At 38.0% G+C, this 26,168-nt stretch carries 29 protein-coding genes and 5 pseudogenes; 14 read left to right on the forward strand and 20 right to left on the reverse strand.

The features are described from left to right. Positions 1 to 54: 54 nt before the first annotated feature. Positions 55 to 630 (reverse strand): AraC family transcriptional regulator, encoded by a 576-nt coding sequence (locus tag KUH03_RS05030; protein WP_257091849.1) that lies wholly within the window; start codon positions 628 to 630, stop codon positions 55 to 57. Continuing rightward, positions 609 to 938 (reverse strand): cupin domain-containing protein, encoded by a 330-nt coding sequence (locus KUH03_RS05035; protein WP_257091850.1) that lies wholly within the window; start codon positions 936 to 938, stop codon positions 609 to 611. The genes KUH03_RS05030 and KUH03_RS05035 overlap by 22 nt, the downstream gene beginning before the upstream one ends. Positions 939 to 1,617: 679 nt before the next feature. Between KUH03_RS05035 and KUH03_RS05040 the strand changes: the two genes are divergently transcribed. From KUH03_RS05040 to KUH03_RS05070, 7 genes and pseudogenes are all read left to right on the forward strand, one after another. Next, positions 1,618 to 1,869, forward strand: a complete 252-nt coding sequence (locus tag KUH03_RS05040; protein WP_257091851.1) for an aminopeptidase P N-terminal domain-containing protein — start codon at positions 1,618 to 1,620, stop codon at positions 1,867 to 1,869. Between the two features lie 41 nt (positions 1,870 to 1,910). Then, positions 1,911 to 2,807 (forward strand): M24 family metallopeptidase, encoded by an 897-nt coding sequence (locus KUH03_RS05045; protein ID WP_257091852.1) that lies wholly within the window; start codon positions 1,911 to 1,913, stop codon positions 2,805 to 2,807. A gap of 137 nt (positions 2,808 to 2,944) precedes the next feature. Then, the gene (locus KUH03_RS05050; protein ID WP_257091853.1) at positions 2,945 to 4,222 is read left to right on the forward strand and encodes a DPP IV N-terminal domain-containing protein; all 1,278 of its coding nucleotides are present in this window, start codon (positions 2,945 to 2,947) and stop codon (positions 4,220 to 4,222) included. After that, complete coding sequence (locus tag KUH03_RS05055; protein WP_257091854.1) at positions 4,222 to 5,049, forward strand: S9 family peptidase; 828 nt, start codon at positions 4,222 to 4,224, stop codon at positions 5,047 to 5,049. Before KUH03_RS05050 ends, KUH03_RS05055 begins: the two co-directional genes overlap by 1 nt. A 4-nt stretch (positions 5,050 to 5,053) precedes the next feature. Continuing rightward, a complete protein-coding gene (locus tag KUH03_RS05060) occupies positions 5,054 to 5,230 on the forward strand; it encodes a hypothetical protein (RefSeq protein ID WP_257091855.1) in 177 nt (58 codons plus the stop codon). Beyond that, positions 5,227 to 5,892, forward strand: a complete 666-nt coding sequence (locus KUH03_RS05065; RefSeq protein ID WP_257091856.1) for a hypothetical protein — start codon at positions 5,227 to 5,229, stop codon at positions 5,890 to 5,892. The genes KUH03_RS05060 and KUH03_RS05065 overlap by 4 nt, the downstream gene beginning before the upstream one ends. Before the next feature lie 44 nt (positions 5,893 to 5,936). Beyond that, positions 5,937 to 6,725 (forward strand): annotated as a pseudogene (locus KUH03_RS05070) (M1 family metallopeptidase); the annotation flags it as partial. 256 nt (positions 6,726 to 6,981) lie between these two features. Here KUH03_RS05070 and KUH03_RS05075 read toward each other — a convergent pair. The 7 genes and pseudogenes from KUH03_RS05075 to KUH03_RS48130 form a co-directional block, all read right to left on the reverse strand. Then, a pseudogene (locus KUH03_RS05075) lies at positions 6,982 to 8,135 on the reverse strand (NAD(P)/FAD-dependent oxidoreductase). Positions 8,136 to 8,157: 22 nt separating this feature from the next. Continuing rightward, positions 8,158 to 8,582: pseudogene (locus tag KUH03_RS05085) on the reverse strand (proline racemase family protein). Next, positions 8,579 to 9,100 (reverse strand): proline racemase family protein, encoded by a 522-nt coding sequence (locus tag KUH03_RS05090; RefSeq protein WP_257091859.1) that lies wholly within the window; start codon positions 9,098 to 9,100, stop codon positions 8,579 to 8,581. Before KUH03_RS05090 ends, KUH03_RS05085 begins: the two are co-directional and overlap by 4 nt. Before the next feature lie 277 nt (positions 9,101 to 9,377). Next, the gene (locus tag KUH03_RS05095; RefSeq protein WP_257091860.1) at positions 9,378 to 10,013 is read right to left on the reverse strand and encodes a hypothetical protein; all 636 of its coding nucleotides are present in this window, start codon (positions 10,011 to 10,013) and stop codon (positions 9,378 to 9,380) included. Next, positions 9,989 to 10,834, reverse strand: a complete 846-nt coding sequence (locus KUH03_RS05100; RefSeq protein WP_257091861.1) for an aldehyde dehydrogenase family protein — start codon at positions 10,832 to 10,834, stop codon at positions 9,989 to 9,991. Before KUH03_RS05100 ends, KUH03_RS05095 begins: the two co-directional genes overlap by 25 nt. Positions 10,835 to 10,915: 81 nt before the next feature. Further along, positions 10,916 to 11,245 (reverse strand): dihydrodipicolinate synthase family protein, encoded by a 330-nt coding sequence (locus KUH03_RS05105; RefSeq protein WP_257091862.1) that lies wholly within the window; start codon positions 11,243 to 11,245, stop codon positions 10,916 to 10,918. Between the two features lie 13 nt (positions 11,246 to 11,258). Beyond that, positions 11,259 to 11,812, reverse strand: a pseudogene (locus KUH03_RS48130) (dihydrodipicolinate synthase family protein). A 481-nt stretch (positions 11,813 to 12,293) separates the two neighbouring features. Between KUH03_RS48130 and KUH03_RS05120 the strand changes: the two are divergent. The 3 genes from KUH03_RS05120 (at position 12,294) to KUH03_RS05130 (ending at position 13,489) form a co-directional block, all read left to right on the forward strand. Beyond that, a complete protein-coding gene (locus KUH03_RS05120; RefSeq protein WP_257091864.1) occupies positions 12,294 to 12,638 on the forward strand; it encodes an AraC family transcriptional regulator in 345 nt (114 codons plus the stop codon). 130 nt (positions 12,639 to 12,768) lie between these two features. Further along, a complete protein-coding gene (locus tag KUH03_RS05125) occupies positions 12,769 to 13,050 on the forward strand; it encodes an SDR family NAD(P)-dependent oxidoreductase (protein WP_257091865.1) in 282 nt (93 codons plus the stop codon). Positions 13,051 to 13,132: 82 nt separating this feature from the next. Continuing rightward, complete coding sequence (locus KUH03_RS05130) at positions 13,133 to 13,489, forward strand: SDR family oxidoreductase (RefSeq protein WP_257091866.1); 357 nt, start codon at positions 13,133 to 13,135, stop codon at positions 13,487 to 13,489. Positions 13,490 to 13,622: 133 nt separating this feature from the next. On the opposite strand, the gene KUH03_RS05135 is transcribed toward KUH03_RS05130, so the two are convergent. Continuing rightward, complete coding sequence (locus KUH03_RS05135; protein ID WP_257091867.1) at positions 13,623 to 14,120, reverse strand: NAD(P)H-dependent oxidoreductase; 498 nt, start codon at positions 14,118 to 14,120, stop codon at positions 13,623 to 13,625. Between the two features lie 156 nt (positions 14,121 to 14,276). Here KUH03_RS05135 and KUH03_RS05140 point away from each other — a divergent pair, with 156 nt between their 5' ends. Then, the gene (locus KUH03_RS05140; RefSeq protein WP_257091868.1) at positions 14,277 to 14,618 is read left to right on the forward strand and encodes a helix-turn-helix domain-containing protein; all 342 of its coding nucleotides are present in this window, start codon (positions 14,277 to 14,279) and stop codon (positions 14,616 to 14,618) included. A 191-nt stretch (positions 14,619 to 14,809) separates the two neighbouring features. Here the strand turns inward: KUH03_RS05140 and KUH03_RS05145 are convergent, their stop codons facing one another. The 6 genes and pseudogenes from KUH03_RS05145 to KUH03_RS05175 form a co-directional block, all read right to left on the reverse strand. Continuing rightward, complete coding sequence (locus KUH03_RS05145; RefSeq protein WP_257096701.1) at positions 14,810 to 15,511, reverse strand: GH32 C-terminal domain-containing protein; 702 nt, start codon at positions 15,509 to 15,511, stop codon at positions 14,810 to 14,812. Next, positions 15,505 to 16,154: pseudogene (locus tag KUH03_RS05150) on the reverse strand (glycoside hydrolase family 32 protein). The gene KUH03_RS05145 and the pseudogene KUH03_RS05150 overlap by 7 nt, the downstream one beginning before the upstream one ends. Positions 16,155 to 16,787: 633 nt before the next feature. Continuing rightward, a complete protein-coding gene (locus KUH03_RS05160; protein ID WP_257091871.1) occupies positions 16,788 to 17,288 on the reverse strand; it encodes a hypothetical protein in 501 nt (166 codons plus the stop codon). Between the two features lie 82 nt (positions 17,289 to 17,370). After that, complete coding sequence (locus KUH03_RS05165; protein ID WP_257091872.1) at positions 17,371 to 18,138, reverse strand: Gfo/Idh/MocA family protein; 768 nt, start codon at positions 18,136 to 18,138, stop codon at positions 17,371 to 17,373. A gap of 69 nt (positions 18,139 to 18,207) precedes the next feature. Then, positions 18,208 to 19,404 carry a DUF1080 domain-containing protein gene (locus tag KUH03_RS05170; protein ID WP_257096703.1) on the reverse strand — a complete coding sequence of 399 codons (1,197 nt, stop codon included), beginning with the start codon at positions 19,402 to 19,404 and terminating at the stop codon, positions 18,208 to 18,210. Between the two features lie 674 nt (positions 19,405 to 20,078). Continuing rightward, positions 20,079 to 20,579, reverse strand: coding sequence for a DUF2199 domain-containing protein (locus KUH03_RS05175; protein WP_257091873.1), 501 nt, complete (start codon positions 20,577 to 20,579; stop codon positions 20,079 to 20,081). Between the two features lie 1,115 nt (positions 20,580 to 21,694). Here KUH03_RS05175 and KUH03_RS05180 point away from each other — a divergent pair. After that, on the forward strand, positions 21,695 to 22,006 hold the full coding sequence (locus KUH03_RS05180; RefSeq protein WP_257091874.1) for a hypothetical protein: 312 nt from the start codon (positions 21,695 to 21,697) through the stop codon (positions 22,004 to 22,006). Positions 22,007 to 22,055: 49 nt separating this feature from the next. Here KUH03_RS05180 and KUH03_RS05185 read toward each other — a convergent pair whose 3' ends face one another. Next, positions 22,056 to 22,424, reverse strand: coding sequence for a hypothetical protein (locus tag KUH03_RS05185; RefSeq protein ID WP_257091875.1), 369 nt, complete (start codon positions 22,422 to 22,424; stop codon positions 22,056 to 22,058). Between the two features lie 605 nt (positions 22,425 to 23,029). Between KUH03_RS05185 and KUH03_RS48135 the strand changes: the two genes are divergently transcribed. Beyond that, a complete protein-coding gene (locus KUH03_RS48135; RefSeq protein WP_373564780.1) occupies positions 23,030 to 23,200 on the forward strand; it encodes a LytTR family transcriptional regulator DNA-binding domain-containing protein in 171 nt (56 codons plus the stop codon). Between the two features lie 294 nt (positions 23,201 to 23,494). Continuing rightward, the gene (locus KUH03_RS05190; protein ID WP_257091876.1) at positions 23,495 to 23,695 is read left to right on the forward strand and encodes a hypothetical protein; all 201 of its coding nucleotides are present in this window, start codon (positions 23,495 to 23,497) and stop codon (positions 23,693 to 23,695) included. A 246-nt stretch (positions 23,696 to 23,941) separates the two neighbouring features. On the opposite strand, the gene KUH03_RS05195 is transcribed toward KUH03_RS05190, so the two are convergent. The 3 genes from KUH03_RS05195 to KUH03_RS05205 form a co-directional block, all read right to left on the reverse strand. Beyond that, complete coding sequence (locus KUH03_RS05195) at positions 23,942 to 24,400, reverse strand: CPBP family intramembrane glutamic endopeptidase (RefSeq protein ID WP_257091877.1); 459 nt, start codon at positions 24,398 to 24,400, stop codon at positions 23,942 to 23,944. A 237-nt stretch (positions 24,401 to 24,637) separates the two neighbouring features. Then, entirely contained in the window at positions 24,638 to 25,066 is a 429-nt protein-coding gene (locus KUH03_RS05200; protein ID WP_257091878.1) for a 2-amino-4-hydroxy-6-hydroxymethyldihydropteridine diphosphokinase, read from the reverse strand. A 335-nt stretch (positions 25,067 to 25,401) separates the two neighbouring features. Then, positions 25,402 to 26,142 (reverse strand): ATP-binding protein, encoded by a 741-nt coding sequence (locus KUH03_RS05205; RefSeq protein WP_257091879.1) that lies wholly within the window; start codon positions 26,140 to 26,142, stop codon positions 25,402 to 25,404. Between the last annotated feature and the right edge of the window lie 26 nt (positions 26,143 to 26,168).

A 26,168-nucleotide genomic window follows, 5' to 3' on the forward strand; every position in this document is an offset into this window, starting at 1 on the left:
ATTCCCAAGATCAAGGAGACCGTTATTTTAGGAACGACTCACTTCACTTACCAGTTATATAACGGAGTACAGTGTTTGCTTATATTGTTGTACATATTCTTTTGGATTGCAGCCAATGATCTGTTTAAATACTCTATTAAAATTTGTAATACTATTAAATCCACAACCGTATGCGATAAACGAAACACTATCTAAGTGATCTTCGGTCAGTTGATTGCAGACCTCTTTCACTCGAATTCTGTTGAGATAAGTTACAAAGGTAACGCCACAATGTTTTTTGAAATATCGACAAAAAGCCTGTGGTGTAAGATTTGCATAGTCAGCAACTTCTTCTAGACTAAGGTCGTGTTTGTGATTTTCTTTAATATAATTACAGATTATATTGATTCGATTTGAACTATGAATCGTATCTAAGATTACCTCTGCTCTTTCTGCACAAAGCGGATCTGTCTCCCTTGATATATTCGCCAAAGATCTTAATAGATAGAAAAAATGCATCAATTTATCCATTTGATCTGAAGATTTCAGTTGTAGTACTCGTTCCGAAATTTGATCAAAGTATTCCTCTGGAATTTTAAAACCACAGGAATTAGTATAAATAAACTGATTTAATGATTCAAATTCTTCCAATGAGAACAAGAACTTGAGTTTGCCATTCGGATCAAAAAAATCGAGATAGAACGAGATTCATTTGAAAAACCATCCAAGGAAGAAGATTTAAATACATGTGGCTGATTTGCCCCTAAAAAGAAAATATCATTTTCCTTAAAAGGATGTAAAGTATCTTCAACAATCAACACTCCCCTTCCCTTTACTATCCACATGAGCTGTGCTTCCTGATGCCTATGTAGGTGCGGGTAAAAAGTTTCTAAAATATCTTCTTGTATCGTTAGGCTTTGGCCTTGCATTGTCGGCACATTAAACTGGAGCGCTTTCATAGGTTTTCATAAGTTTATATTTGCAATTACCACTGTTTAGTTAATATAAATATAACAACTACGAAACAAGTAAACATATCAATCATAATCCATGAAAAAATAAAAACAAAATATGTATATAATGTGATAATATTTAGCAATCGACAGATTTTCCATTCAGTATTTAATAAAATCAAGTATTAAAACTTGGTATCTTATAAAAACAAGGTTAAAATACAATTAGACTTTGATAAATTGTGATAATTAATATTCAATAGAAACATAGAACTTTATTAAATCCCGATATTATTTTGTTTTCATGTACCAATCATTAAAAATAAGCAATTGTAACAACGATAAAATGTCAAACACAATACCATTTTTGAATAAGAGTCTTCAAGATTAAAAGATTAAATTTTGCGATATTAGCTTCTGTATTATTTATGTAAATAATATCGCTTTAAATCTTAATTATACGTTGCCTCTCTTAATTTTCACAAATATGTTTAAGAAAGAAATCTATACTACCCGCAGAAACGAACTCATCTCAAAATTTTCTTCTGGAAAAATCCTTTTTTTTAGGAAATATTGAAAACCCAATCAATTTTGAACACAATACCTATCCTTTTCGTCAAGACAGTAGTTTTTATACTATATCGGTATAAAAAGCCCACGACTAGCTGCTGTACTCGATATTGATTTGGGAGAAACATTACTATTTGGTGATGAAATGACCATCGACGATATCATCTGGATGGGACAACAACAGACCTTAACAGAAAAAGCGGCTCTTTCGGGGATCAGTAAATTACTACCCTTTGATCAACTCTTTGACTATCTGAAAAAAGCGATCAAAATACACTCCATTACCTTCCTCCCTATCAATCGCACAATAAAATATTGCTTGGGAAATTGTTTAATTGCCCCGTTGATCTGCTTCAACCATCTATAGCTTTAATTCAAGCTGTTGCTGCACAACGCAGCATTAAATCAGTGGAGGAAATTATCGAACTGGAAAAAGCTGTAGATGTTGCAGTAGACATGCACCGTCTCGCTATCCAGATGACCAAACCCGGGTGTTATGAATATCAAATTAGCAATGCCATGCAGCATTTTGCACAGGATCAGGGCATGTCTTTTTCTTATCCACCAATCGTGACCAAAAGAGGTGAAATCTTGCACAACCATATGCAGTTCCATCAAGTTCATGAAGGCGACCTTCTTCTGAATGACTCTGGGGTTGAAACATCATTGGGATATGCTTCCGACTTAACCCGTACCTTTCCTGTTGGTAAACGTTTTACCTCTTTACAGGAAGAAATTTACCAGGTCGTTTTACACGCATTTAAATCCGCTGAACAATTATTAAGCCCGGGAATCCGTTTTAAAGATATCCATTTAAAAGCCTGTGAAGCACTCGTTGAGGGACTGATACAGGTCGGGTTTATGAAAGGCAACTCTCAAGATGCTGTTGCCAACCATGCTCATACCTTATTCTTTCAATGTGGACTAGGTCATCTGCTCGGGTTGGATGTACATGATATGGAAGATCTGGGCGAACAATATGTGGGCTACAGCACATCCGAACCTAAAGATACCAAGACCTTCGGTCTTAAATCTCTGCGATTGGGTAAGGAACTGGAAGCTGGCAATGTACTTACCGTGGAACCTGGCATCTATCTCATTCCTGAACTGACACAGCTTTGGGAGCAGCAAAATCTGCACAGGGATTTTGTCAATTATGACTTTCTGAAGAAACATCTCGATTTTGGAGGAATCCGTATTGAAGACAATTATCTTATTGCGGAAAATGGTTATCGTCGTCTCGGAAAATACCTCGCGCGTGAAGTGCAAGAAATCTATAGCCTAAAAGACAATGCAATCGATTAAATACTGTGGAGATCCCAAGTAACACATCCCCTCAGGACTAAATAATTGATAAATAATAAATCATATACAAATGAATAGCATTAGACATTTTATTATCGCAAAACTGTTGTTGGTTCTTTACCTATCCAATCCTCTCTTTGCGCAAAGGCTCTGGACAGATATTGGTGACCAATATTATGAGTTTTCGGATAAAGGAATTGAGATCGTCAATCCAAAAACGGGTCCGCGGAATCTTTTTACCCCAGCAATCTCTTATTCCAAAAGGCAGCAATGCGGCAATAAAAGTTGAGGGTTTTTCTATCTCCAAGAATAGGGAACTAATTTTAATTTACACCAATAGCAAAAGGGTTTGGCGTGAGAATACAAGGGGTGATTATTGGGTGTACAACAAGAAATCCAATCAATTGACGCAATTAGGCCGCCAATTTCCATCATCCCAACTGATGTTTGCCAAATTTAATCCTCAATCGAATAAAGTGGCTTATGTTAATAAAGCAGACCATAATATCTATGTGGAGGATCTGACGAATGGAAATATAAACGCCGTAACGAGGGATGGGACAGACCGTATGATCAATGGGACTTTCGATTGGGTTTATGAGGAAGAATTTGGTTGCAAAGATGGTTTTAGATGGTCGCCTGATGGTCTCTCTATCGCCTACTGGAAACTTGACGCAAAAAGTATCCGTAATTTTCTAATGATTAATAATACGGATAGTCTCTATTCATTTACCATTCCTGTAGAATATCCGAAAGTGGGGCAGTCTCCAAGCGCATGTTCCATATGGACTTATGAACTTGCTAGTGGAAAGAATAACCGTATAAACATCCCTGGAGATCCTGAGCAGCATTATATTCCACGTATGGAATGGTGTATGGATAGCAAACAGCTTATTTTTCAGCAACTCAATAGGAAACAAAACGAGAGTAAGATCTACACAGCTTCCATCGCCACCCATGAAGCTCAATCAATACATCGCGAAACGAGTGATTCCTGGATCGATATCAAGGCAAGATGGAATAACAATGATCCTTCGGGCTGGGATTGGATACAGGATGGAAAAGCATTTATCTGGGTATCTGAAAAAGATGGCTGGCGAAAAATCTATCAAATTGACTTGAAAGGTAATGAAAAGCTCATTACCAAAGCAGATTATGACATTATTAATCTTGATTTTCTTGACCCGAAAGGAGAAACAATCTATTTCACGGCTTCTCCCAGCAATGCGACCCAAAAATATCTGTATAGTGTCTCTACGAAAGGCGGCTCACCCAAAAGGCTCACACCAGCATCTTTCGGGGAACTTGCGACTATGATATCTCAAAAGATGGCAAGATTGCTATCTTCAACTTTAGCAACCGTGCCGAGCTCAAGCAAGATGCTATTATCGAACTCCCTACACACCGGACAGTAGTGGATTTTGAGGTTAATCGTGAAAAGAAGGTCAGTGATGGCATAGCCGAATTTTTCAAAGTTAAGACTACTGAAGGTGTTGAACTAGATGGCTGGATGGTCAAACCGCTGGATTTCGATCCTAATAAAAAGTATCCGGTAGTCTTTATGGTATATGGTGAGCCTGCTTCACAAACTGTAATCGACAACTTTAGCGCGGGTTATAATAGCTTATATAAAGGAAATATGGCCCAGGACGGATATATTTATATTTCTTTGGACAACCGTGGCACACCTGCACCTAAAGGTAGCCTCTGGCGCAAAAGTATCTACCGCAATATCGGTCAGCTCAATATTCGCGACCAAGCATTAGCCACACAGGAAATATTAAAATGGTCTTTTGTCGATAATTCGCGCATCGCAGTCTGGGGATGGAGTGGTGGTGGTTCGAGTACACTCAATTTACTTGGACAATACCCACAAATCTATAAAACAGGTATAGCAATAGCCGCTGTTGCTAATCAACTTCTTTATGATAATGTCTATCAAGAACGTTATATGGGACTTCCACAAGAAAATTTAGCCGACTTTGAGAATGGTTCACCATTGAAATATGCAAAAAATATTAAAGGAAATCTACTGTATATACACGGCACTGGAGATGATAATGTTCATTATCAGAATGCGGAAGTTCTTATAGACGAATTCATAAAAAATAATGTACAATTTCAGTTAATGTCCTATCCTAACCGTAGTCATTCTATTAGTGAAGGCGAAGGCACACATGAACATTTAAAAACATTATTCACGAATTATTTAAAACTACATTGCCCTCCGGGCGGAAGATAAGCGAATGAAAAGAACACTATTATATACACTAAGTACCTGTGGTATTTTAGTCGCAGGCCTCCAGCAATCCAATGCGCAACTGATGAAGGAAAAAATGAATTCACGCGAGCGGATTCATTGCGGGGATATCTCACACCATTGCGCACTTGCTACGATATCCAATATTATCATTTGGACGTGAAAGTGGATGTAGACAATAAATTCATTTCAGGTTCAAACTTATTCCGCTTTAAGGCCACAGAAGATTTTGAACGTCTACAATTTGACCTATTTGCGAATCTTAAAATTAATAAGGTTATTTATCAAGGGAAAGAGCTCTCATTTACAAGAGAATATAATGCTGTTTTTTTGAACTTTCCTACTAAGATCACCAAAGGCACGCAAAGTGAATTCACAGTGTATTATGAAGGTCATCCCACAGAGGCAGCACGCGCTCCCTGGGACGGTGGTTTTGACTGGAAAAAAGACAGCAATGGCAAACCCTGGGTGGCTACCGCCTGCCAAGGTATGGGCGCTAGCGTCTGGTGGCCTAATAAAGATCATCAATACGATGAAGTCGACAGTATGATGATTTCTATTGCTGTCCCAAAAGAAGTAATGAACGTATCTAATGGGCGATTGGTAAAAGTGGAAAAAATGAAGGATGGTTACAACAAATACCATTGGAAAGTTGCCAATCCGATCAACAACTACAATGTAGCTATCAATATCGGAGACTACATTCATTTTCAAGAAAAATACAAAGGTGAAAAAGGGCCTTTGGATGTCGACTACTATATCTTGCGGGAGAATGATAAAACAGAAAAAAGGCTCATCTTCAAAAAAATGCCAGACAGACGCTAGAAGCATTTGAGCATTGGTTTGGCCCATATCCTTTTTATGAGGATGGTTACAAACTGGTCGAAACCTATCATACGGGTATGGAACATCAAAGTGCTATTGCCTATGGCAATCATTATCAGAATGGATATCGTGGAAACGATGCTTCGGGAACAGGTTGGGGGCAAAAGTGGGATTTCATTGTAGTCCACGAATCGGGCCATGAATGGTTTGGCAATAATATCACTTCGGCCGATCTCGCAGATATGTGGATTCATGAGAGTTTCACCAACTATTCTGAGGGTTTATTTATAGACTATTTCTACGGCAAAGAAGCCAGTCAGGCATATGCGCATGGTATCCGAAGTGGCATTCACAATGATAGCCCCATGCAGGGGCCATATCACGTCAACAAAGAGGGGTCTGGTGATATGTATCCAAAGGGAGGCGTCATGCTCAATATGATCCGCACTATGATAGATAATGACGACAAATGGCGTGCTATTTTACGTGGTTTGAATAGTAAATTCTATCATCAACAGGTAAATTACAGTGATATTGTGAATTATGTAAGCCAGCAGTCTGGTCTGGATCTATCAAAAGTATTTGAACAATATGTTCAGCATACTTCTATTCCAACACTAGAAATCCAACAAGATGCTTCTGGTAGAATAATGGGTAGGTGGATTAGCGAGGTCAAAGGATTTCAGATGCCAATCCATATTGGAATAAAAGGCGAAAAGAGACAGCTCATTCAACTAGATCAACAGTTCAGAACGATAAAAATTGCGGGATTAAATAAGGGAAATATCGATGTCGATACATTCAATTATTATATAGGCCTTTTGTCAGAATAACAGCTATTCAAAAGCATGTTGGAAGCTTCGATACGATACGATACGATAAAATAGCATGATTTTGAAGGCTTTGGAGACAAAAATTCAACAGTTGCCCCAAAAGCAGGTAATCCTATTTTTGGGGCAACGGTTTATAAAATGGATTGTTAGCGGTCGAAACGATCTGGTTTAAATCCGACAAGACTGGGCTCAATTTCTCGAGCAGCCAATAGGTCACAAACGATCTTGCCATAGGCGGGACCCAAGCTCAGCCCCATCATTCCCCTCCACCAGCTACAACAGCATTGCCGTATTTTTTTAATCTTCCCAAATAAGGCAATCCATCCGGTGAACAGGGTCTGTAACCATACCATATTTTGTCTTTAGGATAATCGATCTCTAGTTCGGGATAATATTTTGGAATAGATTCGACAATCCCTCTTACTCTATTTTCATAAATTTTGTCGTTCGCAGCTCCCAATTCCATGGTGCCACTAAATCTGATCTGACCGTTCATTGGCGTGACAGCGACCTTGGCCTCAAGTAATAATGCCGCGTGATTTAATTTCCTTTCCCCTTTTGTATCATACATAAAGGAATAACCTTTTCCGGGCAAAAGTGGTGTATGGACATGCAATTTTGACATCAATTGCGGTAAATAGGCTCCCCTGTTATTACAAATGCATCAGCTTCGAAATTTCCTGTGCTGCTGATGGCAGTTTTAATGGTATTTCCGATCGTAATAAATTTGTGAACTTCAGTTTTCTCAAAAAATACCACACCTGCAGTTTTCAAATACTGAATCAACTGTTGCATTAGCTTTTGGGGATATAATTTTCCATCACAACGATAAAGAACCGCACCCAAGACATCTAGTTGGAGCTTCGGTTCCAGTACTTTTACAGCGTCTGCATCTAACAATTCTACGTCTAACCCAAGATCTTGTGCGCGATGTGCCAATTCGGTTTCTTCGTGCTTTATCTCGTTGGATTTATACATCATCAGAATACCATTTTGTTCCAACTCAAAATCGAAACCTTCTTCTGCATCCAACTCGTCATATAACCGGCTGCTGTAGAGATTTAGGTCACGGATCGCAGTCGCATGCTGGTCAACATGTGCCCGATTTGCATGTTTTAAAAACTTCAGTCCCCAATCTATTAATCGTGGATTTAACGAAGGCCGTACATAAAAGGGGCTTTTGCTATTAAACATCCATTTTATTCCTTGCGCTACCATTCCCGGTGCTGCCAATGGTGTGAAATGACTTGGTACAATCATTCCCGCGTTGCCATAAGAACAATTATTATCAACCTCATTTTTCTCCAGGATTTTCACATCCCATCCATCTTTAACAAGATAATAGGCCGAAGCAAGCCCCGCAATTCCAGCACCTATTACGACTACCGTACCTCTTTTATGTTCTTTCACTTTCTTATTATCAATTAATCTATCAAATCACTTGAAAACCGCCAAAATATGGATCTTCATCATCCAAAAAAATGGTATTGTATCCTGTTATTCTTGCCCAGCCTTCCACCGAAGGTATGATTGCGGGCTTTCCGTCGACCGTGGTCTCTGCTTCTATTTTACCAATAAATTGAGAGCCAATGTAGCTTTCGTGTACAAATTCATCACCTTTTTCAGCCGACCTTTTGCATACCATTGTGCCATGCGTGCCGAAGTACCCGTGCCACAGGGAGAGCGATCCAACGCATTCTCGCCAACCAAAACAGCATTCCGTCCAGAGGAGCCAACATATACAGGCTCTGCCGTCCACTGTATGTGACTCAATCCATGAATATTGGAGTCCTCAGGATGGATGAATCTATATTTTTCATTGAGTAATTTGCGAATTATTTTACCATAGTGGATCAACTGACTCGCTGAATAAAATTTGATATCTTTAAAATTAACCTGGGGTCGATGATACCATAAAAATTTCCGCCATACGCTACATCAACAGAAATAAGGCCCAAATCTGGGCAATCGACCGTTAGGTCTTCTGCATATAAAAAAGATTTTACGTTTGTTAACTTGACACTTTTTACTTTTGATCCTTCCTGAACGTAGTCGATATGCACCAATCCGGCAGGAGTTTCCAGTCTTAATTTCCCTGGTATCTTTGGTTGGATTAATCCCTCTTCAATAGCGATGGTAACTGTACCGATTGTACCATGCCCACACATAGGCAGGCAGCCGCTGGTTTCAATATAAAGAACAGCGATATCATTTTCTGTATCGAAAGGTGGATAAAGCATGCTTCCGCTCATCATGTCATGTCCACGGGGCTCAAACATCAATCCTTTGCGAATCCAGTCATATTCTTGCATAAAATGCAGTCTCCGCTCCATCATTGAGTTACCCTTTAAAAGTGGGGCGCCGCCAGCAACCAATCGTACCGGGCATCCACAGGTATGCGAGTCAATACAAAAAAGTCTTTTTCATTTGTATAAATTATTTGTTCATCATTTATTTTTAGATTAAGGTATTATTATTTATTTTCAATGGTATTCATGAGCTCGGTTCACAAAGCTTTTGGTGATATAAGTGTTGGTCTCATCGGTATAAATGAAGTCGTTTACTCCAGCAAATTGGTATTTTGAGGTATTTGTGAGCTCAATCGTCCGGTTTGAATAAATCATGATAGAATTATAATCTTCTTTAGCGTTATTATTCTTTTGTCCAATGCTGATTTACCAATCGTTCTATTTGCAGCGGATTGCCATCTTGCAATTCTTTCGGCAAAAACTCATCTGGCCAATTTTGAAAGCTGATGGGACGGAGAAAACGTTTGATGGCATCGGGTCCTACAGAGGTAAACCGTGAATCGGTCGTCGCTGGAAATGGTCCACCGTGTTGCATAGCGTGTTTTACTTCAACACCAGTTGGCATACCTTGAAACAACAGCCTTCCGCATTTGTTCTGTGCAATCGTGAACAGATCCTGGTATTTCCACATATCATCCTCAGATGCTGCGAAAGTCAAGGTTATCTGACCAACCAAATGTTCCATTAAAATCTTCATTTCATGACGATCGGCACAAGAGATAACTAATCCAAATGGTCCGAAAACCTCTTCTAGCAGTTCCGGATTGTGCAATACCTGCGCTGCATCTGTTTCCACCAACAGCGCTTGAGCAAAACCTTCTTGCACATTATCTGTGCCTTCTGCCAATATATTGACCCCATTGCATCCAATCATCTCGCCTCTCAATTGATTATAATGATTCAATATACCTTGGTGTAACATTTTACCAGCAGCAACAGCTTGTATTTCGCGCTTCAGATCAGCTTTGAGTGTATCCAATTTTCTCCCTCAAGGCCAATCAACACCCCGGGGTTGGTACAAAACTGCCCCACACCCAACGTTAATGATCCAATATATTGTTTTGCAAATGCTTCGCCATTATCTGTTAGATAGTCCGGCAAAACAAATACAGGATTTATACTACCCATCTCTGCAAAGACCGGAATGGGATCAGGTCTTGATTGCCCTAAATCAAACAGTGCCTTCCCGCCAGCAAACGATCCCGTAAAAGCCACCGCTTTTACCAACCGGTGTTTGACCAATTGCTGCCCTATTTCAAATGAATTGGACACAACATGGCTAAAGATATCAGCAGAAGCGCCGTATTTTGAAATTCCCCGATGGACGGCGTCGGCCATCAATTGAGATGTTTTGACATGTGCGGGATGGGCTTTCACAATGACGGAGCATCCAGCTCCAATGGCACTTGCGGTGTCTCCACCAGCAGTGGAAAAAGCAAACGGAAAATTGCTCGCTCCAAAGACAACCACAGGCCCTAATCCTTTATTGTATTTACGTAAATCGATCTTTCCATCGGGACTTTGGTCAATTCTCGCCTCACTATACAAACCTGTATGAACCGCATTTGCATACATACGCCACTGATTCACTGTTCTTGCTTTTTCACCTTCAAGTCTACTAACAGGTAGAGCGGTCTCCAAATGAGCAGTTTCTATCAGCATGCTGTCAATTGCTTCAATTTCGTCAGCAATCGCATGCATCAATTTCGCTCTTTCAATCACATTACATTGTTGTAGAAACTGAAATCCTGCTTCAGCCTGCTTTACTACAACATCAATCTCATTTTCGTTTTGAATCATTCTCTTCTATTTTGGCTATTTCTAAATGTTCAGTAGAAACTTTTCAAGTCTTCTCCAGTGGAATAGACTTGAAAAGCCCCGCTATAAAAGTGGTCTTGTTGCTATTGCATCAGCAATGATCTTTTTAACCCGTTGCTCTTCCTCCCCAATCAAGGGTAATCTCGGAGCTCTTGTATATGGTGTTGAAATCCCTTCCGCTGTAGCGGCCAATTTGATATATTGAACGAGCTTGGGATGGATATCCAATTCCAATAATGGCATAAACCAGCGGTATATCGCTATGGCTTGCTTATACTCGCCTTTATTGACCAGATGATACATTGCAACCGTCTCCCTTGGAAAAGCATCCACCAACCCTGCAACCAACCCATCTGCCCCCAGCATTAAAGATTCTAAACACAATGTATCCACTCCCCTAGGATCTTTAAGCGATCGTCGAAACGGTTTTCAGACGAGTAATATTGGTTACATCACGTGTTGACTCTTTCACGGCCTGAATATTTGGCTCCAGCAACAGTTCCTCAAACATATCCAAAGACACATAGGTACCATAATCAACAGGATTATTATAGATTAAAATTGGTAATGTTGTGCGCTGCGCAACAGCGCGAAAATAAGCAACAGTCTCCCTATCATCAGACTTATAACGCATAGGAGGCAACAACATCAATCCATCCGCGCCCAAATTTTCACTGGTTATCGCGACTTTGATTGCATCAGCAGTTGTATTCTCCGCAATATTGAGCAAAACAGGAACACGTCCATTCACGACTTTCAATGCATGTTTTAATAACTCGTATTTTCCTCATTACTCAAAACACTCGCTTCGCCCAATGACCCTGCAATAATTAATCCGTGGACTCCGGCCTCCACCTGCGCTTCAATGTTCTTTGCAAACATATCAAAATCCAAATTTCCCTTCTCATCAAAGGGAGATAACATTGCTGGGTAAATTCCTTCCCAATTCAATTGTGCCATAGTTTAATAATTTTTAAAATTCCTTAACACAAAGCTATATGCAATAAGTTGCTCAGTCTTCTTATGAATTAATCAACTCTGACCTAATATTGACCTTTTATGAGTAACCACTCGTCAAAGACTTATAACTGGAAAATAAAATTAGAATCAATATAATAAAACATCAGTTCGTAATATCATAACCGGATAACTAAATAAGATACAAAACGAGCATTTTATTCAAAAATCCTTGCAAGTGTGTACAAAACACACTACCTTTGTCCTATCATAATTTAGGTTTATAATTGGTTATTTAAGGTTTTCATTCTCCCCGTTTGAAAACCTTTTTCGTTTTTACATTACACTAAAATTTGTAAAATATATTGCGTTGATGTATTCTTTAAATAAATCCTAATCAAATCAAATTGTGTGGTTAAGAAAGCAATAGTACCCCAGCACACATAATTTACTTATATTTAGAATATTATTCAGGATAATTAGCATGACGGAAGTATTATCACCCCACAATAAGAGAAGAAGTGAAGAAATTACAATCCAATACTTTGAATTGTTGGACCGTCATTTATCTGAGCTCGTTAATGGCACAGCTATGGAAATGTTGGAATTAAAGGATATAGCCAGTGTACTTTGTATCTCTCAAAAACATCTTATTAAAATAATACAGGAAACCAGTGGAAATCATCCTTGCCATTTTTATGTACATAAAATATTGACATGCACAAAGGATCTCCTGACCAACAGTACATTGACCATCTCGGCCATCGCTCAAACACTTACTTACGATCCATCTAATTTCACCAAATTTTTAAGAAATATGAAGGTATAACCCCATCTGAATTTCGTCAATTGAAAAAAGCGAAAAGTTCACCATAATATCCCCATTTACTTTCATGAAATTTGTTATAATCAAAATATAAATTATTATGGCAAGGAATGATGTAAAAGGAAAAGTTGTATTGATCGCTGGTGGTGCGAAAAACCTTGGCGGTTTGTTGAGTCGCGATTTTGCTGCTAAAGGCGCCAAATTGGTGATCCATTATAACAGTGAGCACAGCAAGTCAGATGCGGAAGAAACCCTGGCAGTGGTAAAGGCTGCTGGCGCCGAAGCGATCCTGTTTCAAGCGGATCTTACCAATATTGAAAATATTAGCAAGCTCTTTGATACGGCGGTGTTGCAATATGGAGGAATCGATATCGCAATTAATACCGTTGGTAAAGTTTTAAAAAAACGATCGTAGATACAACAGTGGATGAATATGACAGCATGAGTGATATTAATTCCAAAGTTGCCTACTTTTTTATCCAAGAAGCAGGCAAAAATTGAACGACAACGGTAAAGTTTGCACGATTGTCACATCGTTACTTGCGGCCTACACAGGGTTTTATTCTACCTATGAGGGACTGAAAGCACCCGTTGAGCATTTTACGCGTGCTGCGTCCAAAGAATTTGGCGATCGAGGGATTTCGGTTACGGCCGTTGCTCCTGGTCCAATGGATACACCATTTTTCTATGGCCAAGAGAGTGAAGAAGCGGTAGCTTACCATAAATCCGCTTCTGCACTTGGGGGCTTGACTGACATTAAAGATATTGCTCCTTTAGTCGAATTCCTGGTAACAGATGGTTGGTGGATTACCGGACAAACTATTTTTGCCAACGGAGGGTATACAACACGATAGTGTACCATTGTCAAAGGCATCTTGCTATATAAAAGATGCCTTTGATGTTTAGTAAGTCTAACTTACCAGATCCTGTAAAAATTTCAATTCATATTAATGGTCTAGAACTGTTCCAAAAAATTGAGATAATGGCCTACACTCTGTTCAACCCATTCTTTGGAAGCATGTTTTCGATACCATAGTATGCAAAAAGTGGTTGATAATTGGCATGAACATAGTTGAATGTAATCTCAAAAGGACTTGTCAATTGATCTAGGCTATATTTATACTTCCCATTTGCGCTATATTCCACTTCGTCAACCCCAACAGAAAGAGCCAAAGCGATCTTCTTTCCTGCTAACTTGTAACCACTCGACTTTCCATATGCCCAGCCATAGGTCAATACCTCATCCAACCACTTTTTAAAAAATGGAGGGCAGTTAAACCAATAAAATGGAAATTGAAATATGATTTTATCATGCTTTTCAATCAACTGCTGTTCCGCGGTAACGTCAATTTTTTCATCTGGATATCTTTCATGTAATTGATGGATTTCATAGTCCTCCGGATGTTTTTCCAATTCTTCGACCCACCTCTTATTAATAAGTGATTCTTTAATATTTGGATGTATTACAATGACCAATGTTTTCATTATAGCTAATTATTCAATAGTTTGGATGCTCATTATCACGGCATTCGATAGCCGTAATTGTTTATTAACTCAATTATTTTGATTCAAAAATAGCGAGATATTCCTTATTTTGGCTCACTGGTAGCCCAATGTTCGGTACTATAAAAAATGTGTGTGATGACAAAAATCAAAGAGAGTTCAACAAATTTTGCCAATAAACAAATTTTAGCAAATGATTGCCCTGAGGTATTCGCGGCTAATATTATTGGTGGCCAATGGTCTTTGGCTATTTGTTGCTATCTAATCAACGGAAGCCTCCGATACAATGAAATCAGAAAATGCCTTCCTAATATTACCGAACGCATGTTGACTTTACAATTACGAAAACTAGAGGAAAGTGGAGTAGTCAAACGTACGGTATATGCAGAGGTTCCACTACGTGTAACGTATGAATTAACAGTTATTGGTTATGAGCTATCTCCCATCATTCGGGAACTCGGAAAATGGGGGAAAAATTAAAGGGTCTTTCGATTTAGGACTCTATCATATTAAAAAAATATAAAATAAATTTGCATAGTGTAAAAAATACACTTAACTTTGTACTATCATAATTTAGGTTTATAATTGGTTATTGAAGGTTTTCATTCTCCCCGTTTGAAAACCTTTTTTCATTTTATCTAAGTACTTATTTTCCGTTCTTCACTCTGCTATTAGTCAGACCAAATACTTTTTAGTGTATATAAATCAGCTTGATCCAAAACCGCTTGACCATTTGAGACACTAATACCATATTGCAAATTATTGTGGTCAAAATTGTAATTTATTGGCATGTAGATTTCCCCATTTTGGGCAAAAAGCTCAAGACCAGTACGATCTACGAACAATCTCAATACTAATTTGCCATCTCTTAGAGGAACAATTGCCCGCACATTGTCTACAACCATTTCTTCTGTAGCAACATTATAATTCATAACTAACCCACGCACATTGATTTGTATATTTCTGGCACTTTTAGGCGTTATAAGCAATTTGAGTTCAGCAACATCGCCGCTAAAATGCTGCAATTGATTTAGCTTGCCGGCCTTTAAGCTGATTTGACCAATGTGCAACTTATCCTTTCTCAAATTTTGTAATTCAGCTACCGGTTCCCTAAATAAACGTATACCTTTTTCAGTCGTTTTTAACTTCAATTCCATTGGTATACTCATAGATTGATTAAAAGCGGTAGCACCCTGATTAGTATGGGTTCGCCACCATCCGATCTCGATACGACGTCCGAGAGGCTCGTTGCTAAACGTCTGTGCAGCATAATAATCACGACCATATTGACTAAACAACCTTTCTGCCTCTGGGGTGAACTTTTTGCCATCAAAACTCCCTATAGCATATTGGCTATTGGCCCCCGTTAAAATCCATTTTTTTGTTTCGGATTATCATCCACCGCCAGTTCAAAAAATTCGGGGCATTCAAATAGATACCGGTCATTTCCTTTACCACCATAAACTTTACTCGCAAACTCCCATGTTTTCATATCCTTTGAAGTAAATAAATGCATGCTATGCTGTCCATGTTCTTCCTCGACATATAAAGTTAACACCCACCGTGCCGAAGGCCCGTGCCATATCACTTTAGGATCCCGGTTACCAGTTGAAATCTTTTCCAAGATATGGTTTGGCAACTTCTTAAATTCCTTTCCATCCAAAGAATAAGCCAGTCCTTGCTTCCAAGATTGTTCAGCTGCAGTGTAAAATAAGACCATAGGAGCCATTAAATTATTATTTCCTAATCCACTGCTATTTTTAGTATCTACCACTGCCCCGCCACTAAACATCACTCCCGATTCATCGGGATATAAGGCCTCTCCCAATTCTTTCCAATGGATCAAATCGCTAGATACAGCATGTCCCCAGTGCATATTTCCCCAGCTAGTACCGTAAGGATTATGTTGAAAAAAAGATGATATTGTCCTTTGAAGAAAACAAGCCCGTTAGGATCATTCAGCCACCCACGTTTTGGAGAAAAATGAATTTGTCCACGTTCCTTTTCAGTATACACCGCATTATCATCCTGCAGATCAACTTGCTCAAAGGAATTGAATCCGTGGCTATTCCGATCGGGAGTACTTATGGACAGTTTAAGGGATTGCCCCTTCCATTTCTCAATATCCAAATAAGCGATCCAATCGTATACACTATCCGCTAATTCAACATCAAACCATCTTACTTTTTCATTATTCAACCAAAGTTCAACATTACGTTTGGGGCTCCATTTTTAACCGGAATTTTTAAGTATCTATGTGAAACATAAAAAGTCTGCGTTCCAGAAGTTTGGCCATTAGCATGAAAGACAAATGTGAGAACACCAATAAGAAGCATAAGAGTCCTTTTCATAATTTTTAAGGTTAAATATCAAAATGAAACTGTAGACTTTTAAAGGTATTGACTTCCATCATCAACCAATCTCAAAGCCTCCTAACAAAAATATCTACAATACCCCATATATTTAAATCAAGCTAGATCAAAATACATTCGATTTGTCTCAATTAATAGAATGGATATGAACACATTGCTGGTCAGCACCAACGACGAAAAGAGTCAACTCGCTCAAGGATAAAATTCTTAAAAATAAAAAGGCGAAGGATATTATATGTACCCTTCGCCCTTTTATAGATTAAATATTCCTCTCGGATTACATTTTATAATACTGTTCCCAACCTCTTGCGGGTGGAGGTCCTGCCAACAATGCGTTCGCAAATTTATCATTGCTGATTTCCTTTCTTTGAGGATCAAAAATGAGTTTAGTATTTAGACGCTGTGCAATTACTCCCAAACAGAACACTTGACTTAAAGGCCCTGCAATTTCAAAAGCCGACCTTGTCTTCTCTTCTCCTTTACATGCTTTTAGGAAGTTGGCATAATGATTAGATGGTGATTTCGGAACCTCCGGAAGACGGGATTCTAACTCCTTTGCCTTCGTTTCAGGTATAATCTGCAAAATACTTGCGTGAGAACCTCCTTTGAAAGTCAGATCCTTTCCATAAATAATTTTTCCAGGATTTAATTTCGCCGGCTCTAACTTACCTGTACTGGGTGCTGGAATGTTCGGATCCAATCCCGAAACCCCATAGCCCTCTGGGATTGGTGGCAAATTATCTAGGCCATCATACCAATTAATATCAACCGCAGGCATCTTTTTCGCTTCGGAAAATGAAATTTCAGCGTCGAAGACATCGGAAAAAAATACGAATTATGTCCATCAAGCTTTACCGCACTTACTTCTGTTGGTAACCCAAGATCCAAAATTCATGTGCAGTATCTAAGATGTGCGCTCCCCAATCACCAAGAGCTCCCATTCCAAAATCATACCAGCAACGCCATTGTCCGTTCACAAAATCTTTATTATAATTATGACCTAGCGTCTGCATTTGCCACAGTTCCCAGTCTAATGTGTCTGGTGTAATTTCAGCCGCAGGAAATCCTTTCATATTCACATCCCATCCATGCCATCTACGGGGCATATTCATATGCGCATCTATGCGCGTAATATCTTTAATTATCCCCGCATCCTTCCAGGCCTTGAATTGAAAGTAATTCGCTTCAGAGTGCCCCTGATTCCCCATCTGAGTTATAAGTTTTGGATTCTTCCTCGCTTTATTTGTCATTAACTCAACTTCGAGAAATGTCCTAGCCATTGGTTTTTCTACGTAAACATGCTTTCCAAGATCTAGAGCCAGCATCGTTATGGCAAAATGGGAGAAATCTGGTGTACCGATACTAACCGCATCGATTTGGTTACCCATCTTATCAAACATAACTCTAAAGTCTTTAAATTTTGGTGCATCTGGAAACATGCTCAAAATTTCCTGTGTGTGTTTAGCTCCCAAGTCTACATCACAGAGTGCGACAATATTACAAAGGCCTGTTTTATAGAGTTCTTTTATAATATCCGCAGCTCTATTGCCCAGACCTACACATGCCAAATTAACCCGTTCATTCGGCGATGCCAAATTGACCTTACCAAGTACGCTATTCGATAACATAACAGCCCCCGCTGCAATAACAGATTGTTTAACAAAACTTCGACGTGATAGATAATGATTCATATAAGCTTAGTTTTGTGTATTAATCTTTATACTGCGAAATGAAACCCGATCACCATGATCCTGTAATAGAATGGAGCCTTCTTTTGCTTCACCAAAGTTGTCCCAGTCCTTATACTTACTAATCGCGACAAGATCCTTAAACTCTTTCGATCCTCTTTCGTAACTCAGCATCTTTATTCCATTCAGATAATGCTCAACCTTGTTATCCGCTGTAACGACTACGCGACCTCTATTCCAGTCGCCTATTGGTCTCCGGGCACGTGCATCTCTATTCGATGTGATGAGATCATATAGTGATGCCAGGGTACGGTTACCGTCCCGACCTAGTTTTGCATCAGGATGTAAGGCATCATCAAGCACCTGAAATTCTAGACCAATAGCCGATCCTTTGGATTTCTCTTTCAATGTGACAAAATATTTTACTCCACTATTCGCTCCAGGACTAAGTTTAAATTCAAAAGAGAGGTCAAATACAGTATATTTATCCTTCGTTATGATATCACCACCATTAGTAGATTCTCCGCCATCAGATTTCAAAACAGTTAATTGACCATCCTTAATTTCCCAACCACGATCAGGAAATTTATCGCCATGGATGCTTCGCCATCCATTATTAGTTTTACCATCAAATAACAGCTTTACTCCTTTCTTCTTTTCGGCAGCCACTATTTCATTTGGCTTTAGATTGACGATATAAATATCTTTCGGAAAATCTTTTGACTTCAGATCAGTGGTCTTTATTTTAACATTTTTGAAATAGACTTTCTTGCCATCTAATTCTGCAGGAATACTATGTACTTGTAATCCGATGAATCCAGTTCGATCGATTGTATCTACTACATAAGAAACAGGGATATCATTGATCCAGGTACGCATCTCATCACCGATTGCCTCTATTCTGATGTGATTATACTCTTCGGCTTTGTACGCTTTCTTTGCATTTTCATTGAGATCGAGGGGATAAAGCCAACCGCGGCGGGCTTCATCATAAATACCACCCGTCCACGCCCTCGATGACGGGTCTATCTCCACTTGTCTTCCATAGACTTTGCCACGGCCATCATTCGCTTTTGGATCAAGATGACTCCGGGTCTGGATTCCTGAATTCGTTTGACTACCTTCCAGCTTAACATCTAGTTCCAATATAAAATCGCCATATTCTTTTTCTGTGATCAAAAATGAATTAGGCGTTCCTTTAGTCATTCGCCCCACGATTGCGTCCCCTCAATAGAATAAGGAGCTTTCCCTCCAACGGTTTTCCAGCCATTCAGCGTTTTTCCGTCAAAAGATTTGTCCAACCTTTTCTATGGCCTTATTCACCTGCGCATGCGATAAAATTGTATTTCCAACCATCACTGCCACTAAGACAGACTTAAATAATGTGTTTCTTTTCATTGAGATAATTACTTCTTGAGCTCGTATGCCCGGTTTATTTATTGAATATTGGTCTATTAATCACACCATGTGTACGCTATTTTTCAATATTGGGATATTAAAGTTATTATACAGTTTAATCCCTCTCGATTTAGGAGATCGGTACACCGCCTTCAGCCATTGGTTATTTTTTCAATTGGCTTTCATAAAACAAGATATCAATTAATAAAGGTGAAACGAATCAAATGGTACGATTTATTTACGAAAACGTTTGAAACAATAGAAAAGCCAATACGTAAAACAATCGTAATGAAAATATGACAAAAACACCGTATAGCCTTTGCACTTATAGCGCAAACAATTAGGTATAAATACACCTAAAGAAAACTAAAAACCACGAAAACAAATAGATACACTATGCTAAAATAGTATAGTTCTAAAACGAACCTGCATCGAAAGAATAGGCTTCTAGGTAAAAATGAAACACTAACGATTCGAGAAATCTAAGTCACAGAATTAACTCGTCTGACAGCCTCATCTCTACTAATACCATTCGACCAATCCTGTACCAATGGATGTTCAGACTCATAAGGTATTAATAATGGACGATAACCATTCAATTGGCATGAGACCTGCATATAAAGTCCAATTGTAGAAATTTCATAATCTGCTATCTCATTACATAACATACCAAAATAGCTTTTTTCCTCGGCCTCCTTAGCCGAAAATATAAGGCGATAGTCGTCTATCGTTTCTTTGCTTACCGAAACCCAAACACCATAATCTAAGGTTTCGTCATGATCCAAAATAGGAATCTGCAAAATAACACGGATAAAATAATCGATCTGATCTTTATGATTGATGACACAAAAATCATCATCTTTATCCGCAAGCTCCTCTTTATCAACAGGGTCTAATATATCATAATGAAAAGGAGCATTAAATGATAAGGATGGTAGTTCCATATGTTCTGCGCCGCAATTTTGGCAAATAAAAGTATTCATATAAATCGTACTCAAAAAATTTTATTCCAAGGTATTTCTTCATTACAAACTTAATCAAACTTTCAAATTCTCCTAAAATAAATCCTATCTATGAGGATCAGGTAAAATTCATAATCTCAATTCTTCTGTTATAGCAGTTTTTTGAATTATTATAATAAATTTTTAAAAAAATTTGCTAAAGTGTACAAAGTACACTACCTTTGTCATATCATAATTTAGGTTTATAATTGGTTATTTAAGGTTTTCATTCTCCCCGTTTGGAAACCTTTTTTATTTCCATTTATTGACGATCCATACGCTTATTTTATTCAAAATACATTTTCAAACAGGATATTCCAATCATTCAAGTTCTCTCCATTGTTCAACTCATACCACATCATAAATCATCGTTATTCTCTGATTCATATTTGGTTTAACACTTATTCCCAATACAGCCCCCTCTTCTCGTTACATCGGTACAATTAAATAGTCTCAGTCATTTACAATTGTTATATAACTCTTTTGAAAGGCTATTCCTATTCAGGATAATAAAATAGTCCATAACTAAGATAATAGCCCCTTACTATCCATATCAAAATTAACAGTACTTTTTCATGTAAGCGTCAGTGATCATTATGACTATAGAATTTCTGACCACACAGTCACTATAGTCATTTGGAAATTTCTAGGGTTCTTAATAGGTTTTCTCTTTTACCCCAAAACAGATCCCCTCTATTTTAAAAAAATAAAATAAAAACAATCAGTAAAAAATTTGGAGAATACGAAAATTATACACAACTTTAAAGCACAAACATATATTCCAAATAGGCTACAAAGTAGACAAAGGAAATTTTTTTATTTTAAAAAGACGATTTTATCTTTGAAGATCTCATTGATGAAATTTTAAATTGGTTTTTTTGCAGAAAAACTTCACTTAACTTATAGACAGTAGCATTTTAAAATATGACAACCAACTCCATTAAGGTATATACGGTAGTTTCAAAAGAAATTAAAGAAGATCCAGATGTATTCACTAACCTAGAAGGTGTTTTTTCTACTTATGAAAAAGCACAGGAATATATTGATCATTTTTTTGGCAACGCGAAATATGGCTATCGTTCTATTGTACCTACTTTTTGGATCCCTTTCAAGATGAAATCCAGAATAATGACTCCTATTATAGCATTTCCTCACAATTGATTGACAATAAATTAGAAATTGAAATCTGCAAAACTTCATTTGCCGTGGTTCTTTCAGAAGTCGGTCGACTCCGTGTAGATGAAGCTACGTCAGAAAAACCAATGGAGATCAACTTACATTGTTTTGCTCGATCTGAAGAAAAAGCTATTGAAAAATTCAATAATTTGATTAGCGATTATGCAAAAGAACACAATCTACATTTTCTAACTAGCCCTTATCGGATAACCGATTCGGACCAGTGTTATTAGTTTTCTCTGCAATGTTAGGGGCCTTTTAGGTATTTATTTTTTTCGAATTTCACTCAGATATTCTGGAGTAAAGCCCAAAAAGATGCAATAAGATATTGTGGTACACGTTGCACAAACTCGGGGTATTTACGTAACATATCGCGATAAAACTCCTCTTTAGGTAATGAAAAAGATATTTAACACGCATTTGTGCCGCTGCATATGCTCTCTGATATACAAAACGAAAATAGCGTTCCATCAATGGAAATTCCGCCATCAATTTTTCCTGATTTTCCTGACTAATATATAAAACTTCCGAGTTTTCAACAGCTTGTATATAGAATGAACTCACACGCTTATTTTCATAAGCCATATTGTCCGTGAGCCACCAGTTTTCAATAGCAAATTCAGTGGTTTGTTCCACACCTTTTTCATTCACAAAAACTTACGTAATATTCCTTTTAACACAAAATAGTGGTACCTGCAGATTTGGCCTTCTTCCAGCATATTCTCCTTTTTGCAACTGAATTTATGTTAAAGTATGTTGATATACGCTCAAATGTTACATCATCAATCTGAATAAATTTCTCCAAATGTGCTCTAAATCTTTCCAATGCTTTCATTTTATTTTGACAGTTCATATTTCACCATCTAATGCAAGGTACTATAAAAAGTTAATTCGGACAAAGCATAAGTAACACTTTCAAACACAATAAACAAGATTGTAAAAATCAACACGGAGGTTTCTGATCGCTAATTGCTCAAAGAACATACCTCCACTTTATTGACAAAGATCTTTCAATAGAAGGTATTAACATCTCCAGCTTTTCTTCTCATAATTTCTATATTTGAATTATTAATGCTCATATGGCTTAATGGAGACTATCATGGAAGATCGGACTTTTGCCTTTATCAAAACAGATAAAAAATTGCTAAAGCTTTTTTTTAATGAAATCAACGTGATCAAAGGATTGGGAAACTACGTCGAAATTCATACGACAAGGCACAAAAAGTATATCTATTACAAAAAGTCTCAAAGATCTAATCGAAAGCTTACCGCAAGAATTTATGCGCGTTCACAATTCGTACATAGTTAATCTCAACAATATTGAATCTTTTGAAGACAATCAGCTTATATCCGGTGATCTAAAAGTAACGGTTGCAAAGAGCTATCGAGATTGTCTTACCAACACGCTCAATAAGATGATGCTCTGACAACCTACATATCCTAAAGAGCCATTCACATATTATTTTTAGCAAGCTACATAAAAAAGTTTCTAGCCCCTCTCCTTCATTTTAATTTTGAAAAAACAAAGAGAATGTGTAAACAAGAAGTATTAGATTACATCCAAAACAATAACCTCATTGGTATAAAAGCAGGGGTTGAAAGACCTAATTTTTAGATATCTGGATGGTGGTTGTTCAAGGTCGAATATTTGCAAGATCGTGGGGATTGGCAGAGCGGAGCTGGTACAATAGCTTTCTAAAAAATCCAATGGGCCAGATTAAATGTGGTACAATTCTTTTTGCCAAATATGGGCTACAGTCGTAGATGATAGCCCTGAATTGACCACTGCAATTAATCAGGCCTATCTCGCAAAATATAACCAGAACTACAATAGTGTTTATGTACAATCTATTATCGCTGAAAAGCATGTTGCTAAAACTATGGAATTTATGATCGATGAATTCAAGTCCACCGTTATATAAACGAATTCAAGCATTGTTTGAAATCATGGCGACGAATGACCATATTTCCGAATATATAGATATCCAAATAATGGGAGCGCAAGCATCTGGAAAAGAAAAATCAATAGTGAGACAAGGCCTTGAGCTTGGTTATCATTAGCTCTAACCAATAGTTGTGCCCCCAACGGTCCATTGGAAAACAGCAAAATATTAACGATATTCCAACCTAGGTGAAGGGCTACTGGCAGATAAAGAGATCGTGTAACATCATAAGCTTTGGCCAATACCCATCCAAAAGTCCGTCATTAACAATATTATCAGCATCTGCATTGGATTTCCAAAAGCACCATAAGAAAACCAATGGTAAATACCAAAAGCTCCGGCCGAGAGCAGGCATCCCCATCTAGGTCCCAATTTTTTTATAAGGATATAAAGCAGAGCACCTCTAAATAACAGTTCTTCAAATAGGACAGATTTTATAATCCACCACGTACTATTGATCAGATTAGAACCAGATAGTTTTGAATTAAGCATCCAACAATTGTGTACTGCTGTAACTTTTATAAGATGATAAATAGCACAGAGCAGAGCCGCCATAAAAAAGCCTACACAGAAGTTTTTAAGCCTGTTTTTCGTTGGTTTAAACCCGAGAACGCTAAGATTCTTCTTTTCGACCATCCACAACAAAGGCCAAGATATAACCAATATGATTATTAAACCTACCATACCAATAAATGCTGTAGTAATAACATACACCTATAGATTAAAAAAACAAAATTGCTTACGGCTATAAATTATTTGTGGCTATTCACTAAAATAAGGTAATCGTCTACCAAATATACAAAAGATCACGAATTCTCTATTGCCATTTGAATATTTCGGGTTGCAGTTGTTTTACAAAGTCATACAAGAAAGGGAGCTGTATAATATCTTTTTCATCGGCAATGCTTCCATTGAAAGTAATTATATCGAGATCGATAATTCGGGAGTATTCTTATTGTCGTTTCTGAGGCGTCCCATATCCAATTCGATCTGTTTTAATTCACGCTGTAATTCCTCCCAAGGTAAACAGGTATGCAATAATAATGCGCCATTCAAAAAATCAGGCTGGGCTTCAAATTGAAGGGGTTTAGTATAGATAAAATCCGTTTGGTTTCCCATCGTTCCCAATTTCTGAATATAATTCAAGGCGCTGATGATATTTTCTTCAGGATCGATATTAGAGCCTAACAAGATCAAAGCCGTATTGATTTGATCGTCTTTAGATCTCTTTACATTATCCGTAGCGTACAGTGCATATGCTTTCGTTCCTTTCATTTTCTTCTTATGTCCCTTTTGAACCAGTCGGTGAGCTAAACGTTCAACGCCATCAATATACAGGATCCGTCCCATAATAAAGGAACTATCCTGCTAAAATGCAAAGCTATTTCCGAGCTGAACTTTTCATTATGCGGTCCCCATTTGTCCATATGGTTTAAGTAAACACTACTTATCATCATCGGATAAACTCTGTAAGCAATTTTTTTGCCAATAAATCATCCAAATAAATTAAGCAATATTCACTCCTCCAAAATACAAGAGATAGACTAACCTACCAACACCAAAGATCCGCTTCCGAGCATTTCATGCTCTAAATAAGCGTTCACTTGGTGATGAGGTTTATCAAAAATATTGATTTTTTAAATAGATTTTTATTGCGTAACTCAAAAACAACCTGAGGTTATGAGTTATTCAACTATATAACGGAGCTCATGTGCTTCCGTCAGTTGTGGTACTTCCAAGTTATGGAGCATTTTATCCAATACAGCATCTGGCAGCGGATAGGCTCTATCTCGATTTTGTACGCGCCATTGACGGTACGGTTTTTCGATATAGACGAGCTCAACATAGGCCTGATAACTAACAAAGAGGTCTATCAACTGCTTCCGCATTAAGGCCGTGATATTAGTTGCATTCCATATAAAGTCTTGGCCCTGGCGTAGATAAATCTTAGCCTGTTCTTTCGCTTGTTGCACTACCCAACCATTCCGCTTTCTATCTGTTGGTTCGATACGATATTTACGACGAATATCGTCAAGACTAATAACTGGTATATCCTTGTTATAGTTAGCGATATAATGATCCTTTCCCATACCAGGCAACCCAGACAGCATGATGACCGTTGATCTAAAATTATCAAAAGGAATATAATCCACATAACCATCCGCGCTGTTGAAGTAGGTAAATTGAGCATTTGGGGTCGAAAAAGATCGAGGTGACTCCCAGCAGTCAATCTCTTTTACATACAGTTCAAATAGCTCTAGCGCATCAAGCAATGCTCCTTGATCCTGACATATTCGCCCTTGGGCATCAGCCTCGGCCAGAAGTTTCAATTCTAGCATATTTACCCTTAATGATGCCTCTAACGCGCTACGCATTGGATCAACTTTGTCCATCAGCCAGAGCGGCAGACCATGAAAACGAACCAAACCTACAATTTCTTCCCGTAGGAAAA

The sequence above is a fragment of the Sphingobacterium sp. E70 genome (assembly GCF_019285695.1).
In the GTDB taxonomy this organism is placed as follows: Bacteria; Bacteroidota; Bacteroidia; order Sphingobacteriales; family Sphingobacteriaceae; genus Sphingobacterium; species Sphingobacterium detergens.